This window comes from Modestobacter sp. Leaf380 (assembly GCF_001424485.1).
In the GTDB taxonomy this organism is placed as follows: Bacteria; Actinomycetota; Actinomycetes; order Mycobacteriales; family Geodermatophilaceae; genus Klenkia.
Genome location: NZ_LMQC01000001.1, coordinates 498,311 through 513,613, shown reverse-complemented (window position 1 = coordinate 513,613; position 15,303 = coordinate 498,311). Strand labels below are relative to the sequence as shown.

General features: G+C 75.7%; 15 protein-coding genes. 13 read left to right on the top strand and 2 right to left on the bottom strand.

Features of this window, described 5'->3' with window-relative positions; genetic code table 11:
- The first annotated feature begins 2 nt into the window (after positions 1–2).
- The 11 genes from glmM to tsaD all read left to right on the top strand — a co-directional run bounded on the left by glmM (position 3) and on the right by tsaD (position 11,224).
- Positions 3–1,355, top strand: a complete 1,353-nt coding sequence (gene glmM / locus ASG41_RS02365) for a phosphoglucosamine mutase (protein ID WP_056289105.1) — start codon at positions 3–5, stop codon at positions 1,353–1,355.
- An 85-nt stretch (positions 1,356–1,440) separates the two neighbouring features.
- Positions 1,441–3,303 carry a glutamine--fructose-6-phosphate transaminase (isomerizing) gene (glmS, locus tag ASG41_RS02360; RefSeq protein WP_056289101.1) on the top strand — a complete coding sequence of 621 codons (1,863 nt, stop codon included), beginning with the start codon at positions 1,441–1,443 and terminating at the stop codon, positions 3,301–3,303.
- Entirely contained in the window at positions 3,300–3,674 is a 375-nt protein-coding gene (locus ASG41_RS02355) for a holo-ACP synthase (RefSeq protein ID WP_056289098.1), read from the top strand. The genes glmS and ASG41_RS02355 overlap by 4 nt, the downstream gene beginning before the upstream one ends.
- Positions 3,671–5,101, top strand: a complete 1,431-nt coding sequence (locus tag ASG41_RS02350) for an NAD(P)H-hydrate dehydratase (RefSeq protein ID WP_056289095.1) — start codon at positions 3,671–3,673, stop codon at positions 5,099–5,101. Before ASG41_RS02355 ends, ASG41_RS02350 begins: the two co-directional genes overlap by 4 nt.
- Before the next feature lie 55 nt (positions 5,102–5,156).
- On the top strand, positions 5,157–6,296 hold the full coding sequence (gene alr, locus ASG41_RS02345; protein WP_056289092.1) for an alanine racemase: 1,140 nt from the start codon (positions 5,157–5,159) through the stop codon (positions 6,294–6,296).
- Entirely contained in the window at positions 6,293–7,522 is a 1,230-nt protein-coding gene (locus ASG41_RS02340; RefSeq protein WP_056289090.1) for an alpha/beta fold hydrolase, read from the top strand. The genes alr and ASG41_RS02340 overlap by 4 nt, the downstream gene beginning before the upstream one ends.
- The gene (locus ASG41_RS02335; protein WP_235564380.1) at positions 7,519–8,133 is read left to right on the top strand and encodes a uracil-DNA glycosylase; all 615 of its coding nucleotides are present in this window, start codon (positions 7,519–7,521) and stop codon (positions 8,131–8,133) included. The genes ASG41_RS02340 and ASG41_RS02335 overlap by 4 nt, the downstream gene beginning before the upstream one ends.
- Positions 8,130–9,119, top strand: a complete 990-nt coding sequence (gene tsaE / locus ASG41_RS22745) for a tRNA (adenosine(37)-N6)-threonylcarbamoyltransferase complex ATPase subunit type 1 TsaE (protein ID WP_082556469.1) — start codon at positions 8,130–8,132, stop codon at positions 9,117–9,119. The genes ASG41_RS02335 and tsaE overlap by 4 nt, the downstream gene beginning before the upstream one ends.
- An 11-nt stretch (positions 9,120–9,130) precedes the next feature.
- Positions 9,131–9,757, top strand: a complete 627-nt coding sequence (gene tsaB, locus ASG41_RS02325) for a tRNA (adenosine(37)-N6)-threonylcarbamoyltransferase complex dimerization subunit type 1 TsaB (protein WP_056289085.1) — start codon at positions 9,131–9,133, stop codon at positions 9,755–9,757.
- Positions 9,754–10,191 carry a ribosomal protein S18-alanine N-acetyltransferase gene (gene rimI, locus ASG41_RS02320; protein WP_235564378.1) on the top strand — a complete coding sequence of 146 codons (438 nt, stop codon included), beginning with the start codon at positions 9,754–9,756 and terminating at the stop codon, positions 10,189–10,191. The genes tsaB and rimI overlap by 4 nt, the downstream gene beginning before the upstream one ends.
- Complete coding sequence (tsaD, locus tag ASG41_RS02315) at positions 10,184–11,224, top strand: tRNA (adenosine(37)-N6)-threonylcarbamoyltransferase complex transferase subunit TsaD (RefSeq protein ID WP_056289081.1); 1,041 nt, start codon at positions 10,184–10,186, stop codon at positions 11,222–11,224. Before rimI ends, tsaD begins: the two co-directional genes overlap by 8 nt.
- Here tsaD and ASG41_RS02310 read toward each other — a convergent pair.
- Positions 11,205–12,440, bottom strand: coding sequence for a class I SAM-dependent methyltransferase (locus ASG41_RS02310; protein ID WP_056290191.1), 1,236 nt, complete (start codon positions 12,438–12,440; stop codon positions 11,205–11,207). The genes tsaD and ASG41_RS02310 overlap by 20 nt on opposite strands.
- Positions 12,441–12,637: 197 nt before the next feature.
- Here ASG41_RS02310 and groES point away from each other — a divergent pair, with 197 nt between their 5' ends.
- Both groES and groL read left to right on the top strand, forming a co-directional pair.
- On the top strand, positions 12,638–12,946 hold the full coding sequence (groES, locus tag ASG41_RS02305; protein ID WP_055764705.1) for a co-chaperone GroES: 309 nt from the start codon (positions 12,638–12,640) through the stop codon (positions 12,944–12,946).
- Positions 12,947–13,119: 173 nt separating this feature from the next.
- Positions 13,120–14,763, top strand: coding sequence for a chaperonin GroEL (gene groL, locus ASG41_RS02300; RefSeq protein ID WP_056289079.1), 1,644 nt, complete (start codon positions 13,120–13,122; stop codon positions 14,761–14,763).
- 182 nt (positions 14,764–14,945) lie between these two features.
- On the opposite strand, the gene ASG41_RS02295 is transcribed toward groL, so the two are convergent.
- Positions 14,946–15,245, bottom strand: coding sequence for a WhiB family transcriptional regulator (locus tag ASG41_RS02295; protein WP_056289076.1), 300 nt, complete (start codon positions 15,243–15,245; stop codon positions 14,946–14,948).
- Between the last annotated feature and the right edge of the window lie 58 nt (positions 15,246–15,303).

The following is a 15,303-nucleotide window of genomic DNA, read 5'->3' as shown; positions in this document are numbered from 1 at the left end:
CCGTGGGTCGCCTCTTCGGGACCGACGGCGTCCGGGGTCGGGCCAACGCCGACCTCACGCCGGAGTTGGCCCTCTCGGTGGCACGTGCTGCCGCCAGCGTGCTCGCCGACCGCGACGGGACCTCGCGTCCCGTCGCGGTCGTCGGCCGCGACCCCCGCGCGAGCGGGGAGATGCTGGAGGCCGCGGTCGTCGCGGGCCTCACCAGCGCCGGTGCCGAGGTGCTGCGGGTGGGCGTCGTCCCCACCCCGGCCGTCGCGTTCCTCACCGGTCGGACCGGCGCCGACCTGGGCGTGATGATCTCCGCCAGTCACAACCCGATGCCCGACAACGGCATCAAGCTGTTCTCCCGCGGCGGGCACAAGCTGCCCGACGCGGTCGAGGCGGCCATCGAACGGCGCATCGCCGGCCACCTGACCCCTGCCGACGCCCCCGACCACCGGCCCACCGGTGGCGGGGTCGGCCGGGTCCGGGACCTGCCGAACGCCGCCGAGGACTACACCGACCACGTGCTGTCGGCGCTGCGGCAGCCGCTGTCCGGGCTGCGCGTCGTCGTGGACTGCGCGCACGGGGCAGCCTCGCGCTGCGCCCCGGAGGTCTACCGCCGGGCCGGTGCCACCGTGCACGTGATCGGCGGCGAGCCCGACGGGTGGAACATCAACGAGGGCATCGGCTCCACCCACCTGGGACCGCTGCAGGCCGCCGTCGCCCGGACCGGGGCCGACATCGGCATCGCCCACGACGGCGACGCCGACCGCTGCCTGGCCGTCACCGCCCGGGGCGACCTGGTCGATGGCGACGAGATCCTGGCTATCTGCGCCCTGGCGCTGCACGAGAGCGGCAACCTGGTGGACGACACCGTCGTCGCCACGGTGATGAGCAACCTGGGCTTCCACCACACGATGCGCGACGCCGGCATCACCGTGGCCACCACCGCCGTCGGGGACCGCTACGTGCTCGAGGCGCTGCGCTCCCGCGGGCTCTCGCTGGGTGGCGAGCAGTCGGGCCACCTGGTCTTCCTGGACTGGGCGACCACCGGGGACGGCCTGCTCACCGGACTGGCCCTGTTGTCCCGGATGTCGGCCACCGGCCAGTCGCTGGCCGAGCTGGCGTCGGTGGTGCAGAAGCTGCCGCAGGTCCTGGTCAACGTGCCCGTCAGCGACCGGCTCGCCGTCGTGGAGAGCGACGACGTCGCCCGGGCGGTCAACGACGTCGAGGCCGAGCTCGGGGACAGCGGCCGGGTGCTGCTGCGTCCCTCGGGCACCGAGCAGCTGGTCCGGGTGATGGTCGAGGCCCCCACCCAGGAGCAGGCCGACGCCGTCGCCCAGCGGCTCGCCGAGGTCGTCGCGGCCGTCTGAGGGCGTCACCCGTACGGGCTGCAGGCTCGCCGCGGGGTCCTGCAGCGGGGCCGGCGTCCGGGCGGGCACCGGTACCCTGGCTGGAATGTGCGGCATCGTGGGGTACGTCGGTCCTCAGAACGCGTTGGACGTGGTCCTGGAGGGCCTGCGCCGGCTGGAGTACCGCGGGTACGACTCGGCCGGGGTCGCCGTCCTGGCCGCCGGGGCGCTGGCCACGGCGAAGAAGGCCGGCAAGGTCGCGAACCTGGAGAAGGAGCTGGCCGAGAAGGCGCTCCCGCCCTCGACGATCGGCATCGGGCACACCCGCTGGGCCACCCACGGTGGCCCGACCGACCGCAACGCGCACCCGCACACCTCTGCCGACGGCACCGTCGCGGTGATCCACAACGGGATCATCGAGAACTTCGCCGCGCTGCGCACCGAGGTCGAGGCGACCGGCGTCGAGTTCACCTCCGAGACCGACACCGAGGTCGTGGCGCACCTGCTGGCCGCGGTCTACCCGACGCTGCCCGAGGGTGGAGGCCGCCTCGCCGAGGCGATGCGGGTGGTCTCCCGCCGGCTGGAGGGTGCCTTCACCCTGGTCGCCAGCCACGTCGCCGAGCCCGACACGATCGTCGCCTCGCGCCGCAACTCCCCGCTGGTCGTCGGCGTCGGGGACGGAGAGTACTTCCTGGGCTCCGACGTCGCCGCGTTCATCGGGCACACCCGCAACGCCCTGGAGCTCGGGCAGGACCAGGTCGTCGAGCTGCACCGCACCCGTGGGGTGACCGTCACCGACTTCGCCGGCACGGTCGTCGAGCCGCTGGCCTACTCGGTGGACTGGGACGCCGAGGCCGCCGAGAAGGGCGGCTACGACTGGTTCATGCTCAAGGAGATCGCCGAGCAGCCGCAGGCGGTCGCCGACACCCTGCTGGGTCGCCTGGGCGACCGCGGGGAGATCGTGCTGGACGAGGTGCGGATCTCCGACGAGGACCTGCGCGGGATCACGAAGGTCTTCGTGATCGCCTGCGGCACCGCCTACCACGCCGGCATGATCGCCAAGTACGCCATCGAGCACTGGACCCGCATCCCGGTCGAGGTCGAGCTGGCCAGCGAGTTCCGCTACCGGGACCCGGTGCTGGACCGCTCCACGCTGGTCGTGGTCATCTCCCAGTCCGGGGAGACCATGGACACCCTGATGGCGCTGCGGCACGCCAAGGAGCAGCAGGCGCGGGTGCTGGCCATCTGCAACGCCAACGGGTCGACCATCCCGCGCGAGTCCGACGCGGTGCTCTACACCCGGGCCGGACCCGAGGTCGCCGTCGCCTCCACCAAGGGCTTCCTGACCCAGGTGGTGGCCGTGTACCTCGTCGGGCTGTTCCTGGCCCAGGTCCGCGGGCTGAAGTACGAGGACGAGGTCGCTGCGGTCGTCACCGAGCTGCGCAAGCTGCCCGAGCAGGTCACCCAGGTGCTCGCCGGGCTCGACGACGTGCGGGCGCTGGGCCGGTCGCTGGCCACCGAGTCCACGATCCTGTTCCTGGGCCGCCACGTCGGGTACCCGGTGGCCCTGGAGGGTGCGCTCAAGCTCAAGGAGCTGGCCTACATCCACGCCGAGGGCTTCGCCGCCGGCGAGCTCAAGCACGGCTCGATCGCGCTGATCGGCGAGGGCACCCCGGTCATCGTGGTCGCGCCGTCCCCGCACGGGCGGGAGTCGCTGCACGGCAAGGTCGTGTCCAACATCCAGGAGGTCCGGGCCCGCGGGGCGCGCACCATCGTCATCGCCGAGGAGGGCGACGACGACGTGCTGCCCTACGCCGACCACGTCATCCGGGTGCCCCGGACGCCGACCCTGCTGGCCCCCGTCGTCACGACGATCCCGCTGCAGGTGCTGGCCTGCGAGATCGCCGACACCCGCGGCCTGGACGTCGACATGCCCCGCAACCTGGCCAAGTCCGTCACCGTGGAGTGATCGTCGGGGTCGGCATCGACGTGTGCCCGGTGGAGCGGTTCGCCGCCTCGCTGGTGCGCACGCCGGGGCTGCGCGACCGGCTGTTCACCGCCGCCGAGCAGGTGACGCCCTCGGGCGCCCAGCGGACGGGGGAGTCCCTCGCCGCGCGGTTCGCGGCCAAGGAGGCGCTGGCCAAGGCGCTCGGTGCCCCCGGCGACCTGCACTGGCACGACGCCGAGGTGGTGGTCGGTGACCGGGGCCGTCCGCTGCTGGAGGTCCGGGGCACGGTGGCCCGGCGGGCGCAGGAGCTGGGAGTCACGTCCTGGCACGTGTCGCTGAGCCACGACGGGGGCATCGCCTCGGCCGTGGTGATCGCCGAGGCGGACTCGTGACCGGGCTGTACACGGCCGACCAGGTGCGGGCGGCGGAGGCGCCGCTGCTGGCTTCGCTGCCCGTGGGTGCGCTCATGCTGCGGGCGGCGACCGGGTTGGCCACGGTGTGCCTGCGGCTGACCGGCCGGGCGCACGGCCTGCGGGTGGTGCTGCTGGTCGGCGCCGGGGACAACGGCGGCGACGCGCTGTGGGCCGGTGCGCTGCTGGCCCGTCGCGGGGCCGCCGTCACCGCGCTGCTGCTGGCCCCCGACCGGGCGCACGGGACCGGGCTCGCCGCCCTGCGCGGGGCGCGTGGGCGGGTGACCACCAGCCTCGAGGAGGCCGGTCTGGACCGGGCGGACCTGGTGCTGGACGGCATCGTCGGCATCGGTGGGCGCGGGGGACTGCGGGCCGACGCCGCCGCCGCGATCGCCGCCGCGGTGGCCGGGCCGGGCCTGCTGGTCGCCGTCGACCTGCCCAGCGGGGTGGACGCCGACACCGGTGCGGTCGAGGGGGAGGCGTTCCCGGCCCAGCACACGGTGGCCTTCGGGGCGGTGAAGCCCGGCCTCGTGGTCGGCGCCGGGCGGGGGTACGCGGGCACGGTGCACCTCGTGGACATCGGGCTCCGGCTGCCGGCCCCCTCGGCCCGGCAGCTCACCGACGGCGACGTCGCCGACCGGCTCGCCGAGCCCGGCTCGGGAGACGACAAGTACAGCCAGGGCGTGGTCGGCGTCGTCGCGGGCTCGGCGACCTACCCCGGCGCCGGGGTGCTCTGCACCGGAGCGGCGCTGCGGGCCCGACCCGGTCTGGTCCGCTACGCGGGCACCGCCGCCGAGGGGGTGCGGGCGGCCTGGCCGGAGGCGATCGTCACCGCGGGCCGCCCTGCCGGTGCCGGGCGGGTGCAGGCCTGGGTGGTCGGTCCCGGGATGGGCACCGACGACGAGGCCCGCAGCGTGCTGGCCGAGGTGCTGGCCACCGACCTGCCGGTCGTGGTCGACGCCGACGGTCTGACCCTGCTGGCCGCGGACCCCGGCCTGGCCCGGGGCCGCGGCGCGCCCACCGTGCTGACCCCTCACGACCGGGAGTTCACCCGGTTCGGCTGGGAGCTGGGCGGCGACCGGATCGGGGCGGCCCGGGCCGCGGCCGTCGACCTGGGCGTCACCGTGCTGCTCAAGGGCGACGCGACCGTCGTCGCCGGGCCGGACGGGACGACGTTCGTCAACGGCACCGGCACGCCCTGGCTGGCCACCGCCGGCACCGGCGACGTGCTGGCCGGGATCACCGGGGCCCTCCTGGCCACCGGGCTGGACGCCACCGAGGCCACCGCGGTGGCCGCCCACGTGCACGGCCGGGCCGGTCAGCTCGCCGCGGCCGGGGGCCCGCTGATCGCCGGTGACCTGGTCCGCCGGTTGCCCGAGACGCTGCACCGCCTGCGTTCGGGCACGTGAGGGCCCGGGGCCCGGGAGCAGGGCCCGGGCGGAGGGTGCTGGGACACTGGGCGACGTGAGCGAGCACAGCAGGGCCGAGGTCGTGGTCGACCTGGACACGATCGCGGCCAACGCCGCCGCCCTGCGCGAGCGGGCCGGCCGGCCGTTGATGGCCGTGGTCAAGGCCGACGGGTACGGCCACGGGCTGGTGCCCGCGGCGCGGGCCGCGCTGGCCGGCGGCGCCGACGCCCTCGGGGTCACCGTGCTGGAGGAGGCGCTGGCGTTGCGGGCGGCCGGGGTCACCGCCCCGGTGCTGTCCTGGCAGCACGGCCCGGGCGAGGACTACGCCGCCGGGCTCGCCGCCGACGTCGAGCTGTCGGTCAACGCCGAGTGGGCGCTCGCCGAGGTCGTCGACGCGGCGCGGGCCACCGGCCGCACCGCCCGGGTGCAGCTCTTCGTCGACACCGGGCTGTCCCGCGAGGGCGCCACCGGGGCCGACTGGCCGGGTCTGGTCGCGGCCGCCGCCCGGGCGCAGGCCGAGGGCGAGGTCGTCGTCGTCGGGTTGTGGAGCCACCTGGCGTACGCCGACGCCCCGACGCACCCGACGATCGCCGCCCAGGTCGCGGTCTTCGAGGAGGCCACCGCGCTGGCCCGGGCCGCCGGGCTCACCGAGGCCCGCCGGCACCTGGCCAACTCCGCGGCCACGATCGCGCTGCCGCACACCTGGTACGACACCGTCCGCCCCGGCGTCGCCGTCTACGGGCTGGACCCGCTGGAGGGCGACCCCGCGCAGTACGGCTTGCGGCCGGCGATGACCGTGCGCGCCCGGGTCGCGCTGACCAAGCGGGTGCCGGCCGGCACCGGGGTCTCCTACGGCCACACCCACCACACCGCCGCGGACACCACGCTCGCGCTGGTCCCCGTCGGCTACGCCGACGGCGTGCCGCGGGCGGGGGGCAACACCGCCCGGGTGCTGGCCGCGGGCTCCCAGCGCACCATCGCCGGCCGGGTCTGCATGGACCAGTTCGTGCTCGACGTCGGCGACGACGAGGTGGCCCCCGGCGACGAGGTGGTGCTCTGGGGTCCCGGCGACCGCGGCGAGCCGACCGCGCAGGACTGGGCGACGGCGCTGGGCACCATCCACTACGAGCTGGTCACCCGGGTCGGCGGGCGCTTCACCCGCTCGTACACCGGCACGGCCGGGGTGCCGGCGTGAGCGCCCGGCCGCCGCACCGGCGCCCGGCGCCCATCCCGGTGCCGCACCCCACGCCCCGCACCGTCGGCATCCTGGGCGGGGTCGTCGGGCTGGCCGCTGCCGGTGCCGCGGTCGGTGTCGCCGTCACCCGTGCGGCCGGACGACGGGTCGCGGCCGCCCAGCTCGGTCCGGCCGCCGAGCGTGCCGAGCTGCCCGCCGCGGTCGACCCCACCGACCGCCCGGCGGCGGTGCAGCGGGAGGACGACCCGCTCGGCGCGGGCAGCCGCGAGCCCGACCGGACGGCGCTGGTGCAGACCACCGACGGCGTGCTGCTGTCGGTGGAGGAGATCGGCCCGGGCGACGCGCCGCTGACCGTGGTCTTCGTGCACGGGTACTCGCTGTCGATGGCCTCCTGGACCTTCCAGCGCCGCGACCTCGCCGCCACCCTGGCCACCGGGAACGGGCACCGGCCCGACGCCCGGCTGGTGTTCTACGACCAGCGCGGGCACGGCTCCTCGGGCCGCGGGGCCGCCGACCACTCCACCATCGAGCAGCTCGCCGAGGACCTGGCCAGCGTGCTGGACGCCCGGGTCCCGCGCGGGCCGGTGGTGCTGCTGGGGCACTCGATGGGCGGCATGACCGTGCTCTCCCTGGCCGCCCACCGGCCCGAGCTGTTCGGCCCCCGGGTCGTCGGCGTCGGGCTGCTGTCCACGTCCAGCGGGGGGCTCGCCGACCTGGACCTCGGGCTGCCGCACGTGCTCACCCGGGTCCGCACCGCGGTCTTCCCGATCGCGGCGTACACGATGCGCCACCGCCCGCAGTGGGCCGAGCGCACCCGCCGGATCGCCCGCGACCTGGTCTCGGCCGCGGTCAAGGCGCTGTCCTTCGCCGGGGACGACGTCGACCCCGCGCTGGTGCGCTACGTGGACGCGATGATCGCCGGCACCCCGGTCGACGTCATCGCCGAGTTCTACCCGGCCATCGCCGGCCTGGACGCCGACGCCGCCCTGGAGCCGCTGACCCGCATCCCGGTCCTGGTGCTCACCGGCGACGAGGACAAGATGATCCCGCGCGGGCACAGCGACCGGATCGTGGCCCGGATGGAGCAGCTGGGCGCGGGCCCCGAGGAGTACGTCGTCGTCCCGGTCGCCGGGCACCTGGTGCCCCTGGAGCGTCCCGCCGAGGTCACCGCGGCGATCACCCGGCTGCTGCGCCGGGTCGGCGCCGGACAGCGGGCGTCCCGGTGAGGGCCCCGGACCCGGTCGCGCTCGAGCTGACCGAGCGCGCCGCCGTCATGGACTGGCCGACGCTGGCCGCCGCCGCCTCGACCTGCACCGCCTGCCCGGAGCTGGCCGCCGCCCGGCAGCACGTGGTGGTCGGCGACGTCCCGGTCTCGGGTCGGCCGCGGCTGGCGATCATCGGCGAGGCCCCCGGCGCGACCGAGGACGAGACCGGCCGGCCGTTCGTGGGACGGAGCGGGGCCCTGCTGGACCAGCTGCTGGGCGAGGCCGGCCTGGACCGGGCCGAGACCGCGGTGCTCAACGTGGTCAAGTGCCGTCCCCCGGGCAACCGGACGCCGAAGAGCCCCGAGGTGGCACGGTGCAGCGGCTGGCTGCGCCGCCAGCTGGACCTGCTCGACCCGCCCGCGGTCCTCGCGCTGGGGCTGTCCTCGGCGAAGTGGTTCCTGGGGCCGGGGACCGTGCTGGGGCAGGCGCGTGGCCGCGCGCACGAGGTCGACGGCCGCCGGGTGTGGGTGACCTACCACCCCAGCGCGGCCATCCGGTTCGGCCCGCGTGGGGCCCCCCGGGCCGCGCTGGTCGAGGACCTGGCGACGATCGCCGCCGAGGTCGGCCGGTGAGGCGGGTGCTGGCCACCCCTGCCGACACCCGCGCGTTCGGCGTCGAGCTCGCCGGGCTGCTGCGGGCCGGGGACCTGGTGCTGCTGTCCGGACCGCTGGGTGCCGGGAAGACCGCGCTCACCCAGGGCATCGGTGCGGGTCTGGGCGTGCCCGGCCCGGTCACCTCCCCGACGTTCGTGCTGGCCCGGGTGCACCGCGGCGGGCGGCTGCCGCTGGTGCACGTGGACGCCTACCGGCTCGGCTCGGTCGCCGACGTCGACGACCTGGACCTGGACGCCTCCGCCGAGGAGGCGGTCACCGTCGTCGAGTGGGGCCACGGGCTGGTCGAGCAGCTCGCCGACGAGCACCTCGTCGTGCAGCTCGACCGGGCCGACGACGACGTCCGGACCGCGGTGCTGGTGCCGCACGGCCCGTCCTGGACCGCCCGGCTCGCCGCCGCCGACCCGCGCCCGCGCCGCTCCCGCGCCACCGTGCGGGTGCTGCTGCTGGCCCGCGGTGACGACGGCGAGGAGCGGGTCCTGCTGTTCCGGGACAGCGACACCGGCCTGGACCCGCAGGACCCGGCGGCCAGCTGGTGGATGACGCCCGGCGGCGGCATCGAGGACGGCGAGGACGAGGTCACCGCGGTGGTCCGCGAGGTCGCCGAGGAGACCGGGCTGGTCGTGGACCGGGCCGACGTGGCCGGCCCGCTGGCCCGACGGCAGGTGGTGCACGGCTACAGCGACGTGCTGGTCGACCAGGCCGACGCCTTCCACGTCGTCCGGGTGCCGGCGTTCGCGGTGTCCACCGTGGGCTTCACCGAGGACGAGCAGCGCACCGTCCTGGGGCACCGCTGGTGGACCCGTGCTGAGCTCGCGGACGCCACCGAGCCGGTCTGGCCGGCGCTGCTGCCGGAGCTGTGGGACCTGGCCGGCACCCCCGGGGCCTGGCCACGCGAGCTGCCCGACGTCGAGGAGTCCTCCGTCCCGGCCCCGGCCGCCGACTAGCCTTCTCCGTCGTGCTCACCCTGGCGATCGACACCGCTACCCCGACCCTGGTGGTCGGCGTCGGCGAGCCGGGCCCCGGTGGCCGGGTGCTGGCCGAGGCCGCCGAGGCCTCGGGCACCCGGCACGCCGAGCTGCTGAGCCCCACCGTCACCGCCGTCCTCGCCCGGGCCGGGGTCACCCTGGCCGACGTCGGGGCGCTGGTCGTCGGGCTGGGCCCGGGCCCCTACACCGGCCTGCGGGTCGGGATCGTGACCGCCGCGGCGCTCGGGGACGCCCGCGGGCTGCCGGTGCACGGCGTGTGCTCGCTGGACGCGGTCGGCTCCGGTGCCCGGGTCGTCGTCACCGACGCCCGGCGCAAGGAGGTGCACTGGCGCGCCTACGACGCCGACGGCGCACCGCTCACCGGGCCCTCCGTCGGCCGGCCCGAGGTCGTCGAGCTGCCCGACCTGCCGGTCGTGGGCGACGTCCGGTTCGCCGAGCGGCTCGGGCGCGACGTCACCCCGGCCGACGTGGACACCGCGGGGCTGCTGCGCACGGCCGCGCCGCTGCTGGCACACCCGGCGGCGCCGCTGGTGCCGCTGTACCTGCGCCGCCCCGACGCGGTGCCCAACGTCGTCCGCAAGCCGGTGACCCGGTGATCGAGCTGCGCGCGATGACCCGGGAGGACCTCACCGCCGTCATGCGGCTGGAGGAGGAGCTCTTCGCCCCCGACACCTGGACCCGGGCGATGTACCTGGAGGAGCTGTCGATGACCGACACCCGCAGCTACACCGTGGCCGTCGACGGCGAGGAGCTGGTCGGCTACGCCGGGCTCATCGCCTACCCCGACGAGGCCCACGTCGCCACGATCGGGGTCACCGGTGCACGCCAGGGCCAGGGGATCGGCGGCCGGCTGCTGGACGCGCTGCTGGCCGAGGCCGACACCCGCAGCCCGGTGGTGCTGCTGGAGGTCCGGGCCACCGACGAGGCCACCCAGGGCCTCTACGCCCGGCGCGGGTTCGTGCCCATCGGGGTGCGCCCGGGCTACTACCCCAACAGCGGCGAGGACGCGGTGGTGATGAAGCGTGGCTGACAGCCGGCCGCTGGTGCTCGGCTTCGAGACCAGCTGCGACGAGACCGGCATCGGCCTGGTCCGGGGCCAGACCCTGCTCTCGGACGCGCTGGCCACGTCCATGGCCGAGCACGAGCGCTTCGGCGGGGTCATCCCCGAGATCGCCTCCCGGGCACACCTGGAGGCCATGGTCCCCACCGTGCACGCGGCGCTCGCCGAGGCCGGCGTCGGGTTCGCCGACGTCGACGCGGTGGCCGTCACCAGCGGCCCGGGGCTCACCGGCGCGCTGCTGGTCGGCGTCGCCGCGGCCAAGGCGTACGCGCTGGCCCTCGACGTGCCGCTGTACGGGGTCAACCACCTGGCCGCGCACGTCGCCGTCGACGAGCTGGAACACGGGCGCCTCGCCGAGCCCAGCATCGCGATGCTGGTGTCGGGCGGGCACAGCTCGCTGCTGCTGGTGCCCGACCTGGCCCAGGACGTGCAGCCCCTGGGCCAGACCGTCGACGACGCCGCGGGGGAGGCCTTCGACAAGGTCGCCCGGGTGCTGGGCCTGCCCTTCCCGGGCGGTCCGCCCATCGACCGGGCCGCCCGCGACGGCGACCCCCGGTCCATCGCGTTCCCGCGCGGGCTCACCGGCCCCCGGGACGCCCCCTACGACTTCTCGTTCTCCGGCCTGAAGACGGCGGTGGCGCGCTGGGTCGAGGCCCGGGAGCGGGCCGGGGAGCCGGTGCCGGTGGCCGACGTCGCCGCGGCGTTCCAGGAGGCCGTCGTGGACGTGCTGACCGCCAAGGCGGTCCGCTCCTGCCGGGACCACGGGGTCGACCACCTGGTGATCGGCGGGGGAGTGGCGGCCAACAGCCGACTGCGCGCGCTGGCCCAGGAGCGCTGCGACGCCGCGGGCATCGTGCTGCGGGTGCCCAGCCCCCGGTTGTGCACCGACAACGGCGCGATGGTCGCGGCGCTGGGCTCGCGGCTGGTCGAGGCCGGGGTGGCGCCCTCGGCGCCGGACCTGGGCGCGGACAGCTCCCTGCAGGTCACGACGGTCTCGGTCTGAGGGGCTCGCACAGCAGCACGGTCGGGACGTCGAGCACCCGGGTGACGACGACGACCGCGTGCCCGTCGCCCTTGCCGCGCAGCTGCTTGACCAGCGCCTCCGGCTCGACCGCGGAGCCGCGCTTCTTCACCGTCACGCTGCCGATGCCGCGCTCGCGCAGCAGCGCCCTGACCCGCTTGACGGCGAAGGGCAGCACGTCGGTGACCCGGTAGGAGCTGACCCACGGGGAGTCGGCCGGGGCGTCGGAGGTCAGGTAGGCGATCTGCTCGTCGACGAGCGTGGCCCCGAGCTGCGCGGCGACGGTGGCGACCAGCCCGGACCGGATGACGGCGGGGTCGGGCTCGTGCAGCCACTCCCTGGGGGCCGCGACCGGTGCCCGGCCGGGGTCGGCGTCGGCGGTGAGCTCGTGCCGGACGCCGGCGCGCAGCAGGGTGGCCCGCCGCCAGGTCTGCGACGGGCCGTGGCCCCACAACAGCGCCTCGACGATCGACCCGCCGACCGACACCCACTCGGCCTCGATCCCGGCCGGCACCCGGTCGTGGTCCAGTCCGGGCGCCACCTTCACCACGCAGGCCGGCACGCGCTCCAGCAGCGCGGTGACCGTCGACCAGGGCGGGGACCAGCCGTCGGGGTCCAGCACCCGGCGACCGCCGGCCCGCCGCGCGGGGTCCAGCACGGCGGCCTCGCACCCGGCGACCCGCCCGTCGGCGGCGTCCGCGACCAGGTCGACCACGTCGGCGTCGGTGACGGTGACCCCGCCCAGGCCCAGCGCCGCGGTGTTCAGCGCCGTCAGCTCGCGGGCCACCGGGTCCCGGTCGACGGCGGTCACCCGGGCGCCGGCCCGGGCCAGCGCGACGGTGTCGGTGCCCGAGGCGCACCCCAGGTCGGCGACCGAGGTGGCACCGCCGGCCAGCAGCCGGGCGGCCCGGCGGGCGGCCAGCTCCGGGCGGCCGGCCTGCTCCAGGGTGTCCCCGGTGAACAGCAGCCGGTCGGTGTCGGCGCCGAACGCGGGCCGTGCCCTCTCCCGCTGGCGGGCCACGCCCCAGGCGGGGCCACCGACCTCGGGGCCGAACTCCGCGCGCAACCGGGACAGCGCGGTGACCACGTCGGTGCGGGCGGCCAGCAGCTCGCCGGCCCGGGCCAGTGCGGCCGCCCCCGCGGGCGTCGCCAGGGCCCGGAGCTGACGGAGCGTCTCGGCGGTCTGGTCCTCTGCCACCCCGACAGCCTCGCCCACCGGCCGGGCCCGGCTCCGACCGGTGTTGGCGGCTGGCACTCGGATGGGTAGAGTGCCAATCGACACGGGTCGTGCCTGACCCCCGCGACGGCAGGTGCGTCGACCCCGTGCCACAGCATCAGCTCGACCAGCACCACCCCATCACGCCCTGCTCGACGAACTGAAGGGGGAGTCACGACGTGACCACCGCCACCAAGGTCAGCATCAAGCCGCTCGAGGACCGTGTCGTGGTCCAGGCCAACGAGGCCGAGACCACCACCGCCTCCGGTCTGGTCATCCCGGACACCGCCAAGGAGAAGCCCCAGGAGGGCACCGTCATCGCCGTGGGCCCCGGCCGCATCGACGACAACGGCAACCGCGTCCCCCTGGACGTCAACGTGGGCGACGTCGTCGTCTACTCGAAGTACGGCGGCACCGAGGTGCGCTACGCCGGCGAGGACTACCTCGTGCTCTCCGCCCGCGACCTGCTGGCCGTCGTCGTCAAGTGAGCTGAGCCCCCCGGGGCACAGCACCACCGCGACACCCAGCACCACGCGCGCAGCACTCCCGCGAGCAGCACCACCGCGAGCCGCACCACCGACCGCCCCGGGCGACCCGAGCACCACCGGGTCCCGGGGCGGTCTGCGTGACCCCCAAGCCACCCCCCGATCGAGAGGTCCCCATGCCCAAGATCATCCGGTTCGACGAGGACGCCCGTCGCGGCCTCGAGCGCGGCGTCGACAAGCTGGCCGACGCCGTCCGCGTGACCCTCGGCCCCCGCGGCCGCAACGTGGTCATCGACAAGAAGTTCGGTGCCCCCACCATCACCAACGACGGCGTGACCATCGCCCGTGAGGTCGACCTCGAGGACCCCTTCGAGAACCTCGGCGCGCAGCTGGCCAAGAACGTCGCCACCAAGACCAACGACGTCGCCGGTGACGGCACCACCACCGCGACCGTGCTGGCCCAGGCCCTCGTGCACGAGGGCCTGCGCAACGTCGCCGCCGGCGCCAACCCCACGGCCCTGGGCCGCGGCATCCACGCCGCCGTCGCCGCCGTGCAGGCCGCCCTGGACGCCGTCGCCATCCCCGTCGACGACCGCCGCGCCATCTCTGGTGTCGCCACCATCTCCGCCCAGGACGCCGTCATCGGCGACCTGATCGGCGAGGCCATGGAGAAGGTCGGCAAGGACGGCGTCATCACCGTCGAGGAGTCCAACACCCTGGACACCGAGCTGGTCGTCACCGAGGGCCTGGCCTTCGACAAGGGCTACCTGTCCCCGTACTTCGTCACCGACCAGGAGTCCATGGAGGCCGTCCTCGACGACGCCCTGCTGCTCCTGGTGGCCGGAAAGGTCAGCTCGCTGCCCGACCTGCTCCCGCTGCTGGAGAAGGTGCTGGGCTCGGGCGCCCGCCCGCTGCTCATCGTGGCCGAGGACGTCGAGGGGGAGGCGCTGTCGACCCTGGTCGTCAACTCCATCCGCAAGACCATCAAGGTCGTCGCGGTGAAGTCCCCGTTCTTCGGTGACCGCCGCAAGGCCTTCATGCAGGACCTCGCCATCGTCACCGGCGGCCAGGTCGTCAGCGAGGACGTCGGCCTCAAGCTCTCCGAGGTCGGCCTCGAGGTGCTGGGCACCGCCCGCCGGATCACCGTCACCAAGGACGACACCGTCCTGGTCGACGGTGGCGGCCAGCCCACCGCCGTCTCCGACCGGGTCGCCCAGATCCGCCGCGAGATCGAGGACACCGACTCCGACTGGGACCGCGAGAAGCTGCAGGAGCGGCTGGCCAAGCTGGCCGGCGGCATCGGCGTCATCCGCGTCGGGGCGGCGACCGAGGTCGAGATGAAGGAGAAGAAGCACCGCATCGAGGACGCGATCGCCGCGACCCGCGCCGCGGTCGAGGAGGGCGTCGTCCCCGGTGGTGGCTCCGCGCTGGTGCACGCCGCCACCGCCGTCGACGCGCTGACCCTGGAGGGCGACGAGCTCACCGGTGCCCGGTCGGTCCGCAAGGCGCTGGACGCCCCGCTGACCCAGATCGCCTCCAACGCCGGCTTCGAGGGTGCGGTCGTCGTCGGCCGGGTCCGCGAGCTGGGCGTCGGCAACGGCTTCAACGCCGCCACCGGCGTCTACGGCGACCTCGCGGCCGAGGGCGTCATCGACCCGGTCAAGGTCACCAAGGCAGCCCTGGGCCACGCGGCCTCGATCGCCGCGATGATCCTGACGACCGACTCCGCGGTCGTCGAGGCGCCCGAGGACAGCCACGAGCACGCCGGCGGTGGGCACCACACCCACGGCCACGGCGGCGGGCACGGGCACAGCCACTGAAGAAGGACCCCCTCGCCCCCCGGGGTGCACGCTCCGCGCGCACCCCGGGGCCCTGCGAGGGGGCCGTTCCAGCACGTCACCAAGAACGCCGAGAGGGCCGGTCGACCATCCGTGGTCGACCGGCCCTCTGGGGGTTCGTGGGGGACCCGTGGGTCCCGGGGTGGTGCGGGGGGAGTGGGAGCTCAGACGCCCGCGGCGACGGGGGCGGGCTCGGCGGCGATGAGCCGGGTGCGCTCCTCCTCGCTCATGCCCCCCCAGACGCCGTAGGGCTCGCGGACGGAGAGGGCGTGCTTGAGGCAGGCCTCGACGACCGGGCAGGTGCCGCAGACGGCCTTGGCGGCGGCCTGGCGACGGGCGCGGGCCGGGCCGCGCTCACCGTCGGGGTGGAAGAACAGCGACGTGGACTCACCACGGCAGGCGCCGTGCAGTTGCCAGTCCCAGACCTCGGCGACGGGCGTGGGCAGGCGGCGGATGTCGGCCATGGGGGGTCCTCCTCAACTCGGTCGGCCGGGGGTGCTGCCCGGCCGCAACCCGGGTATG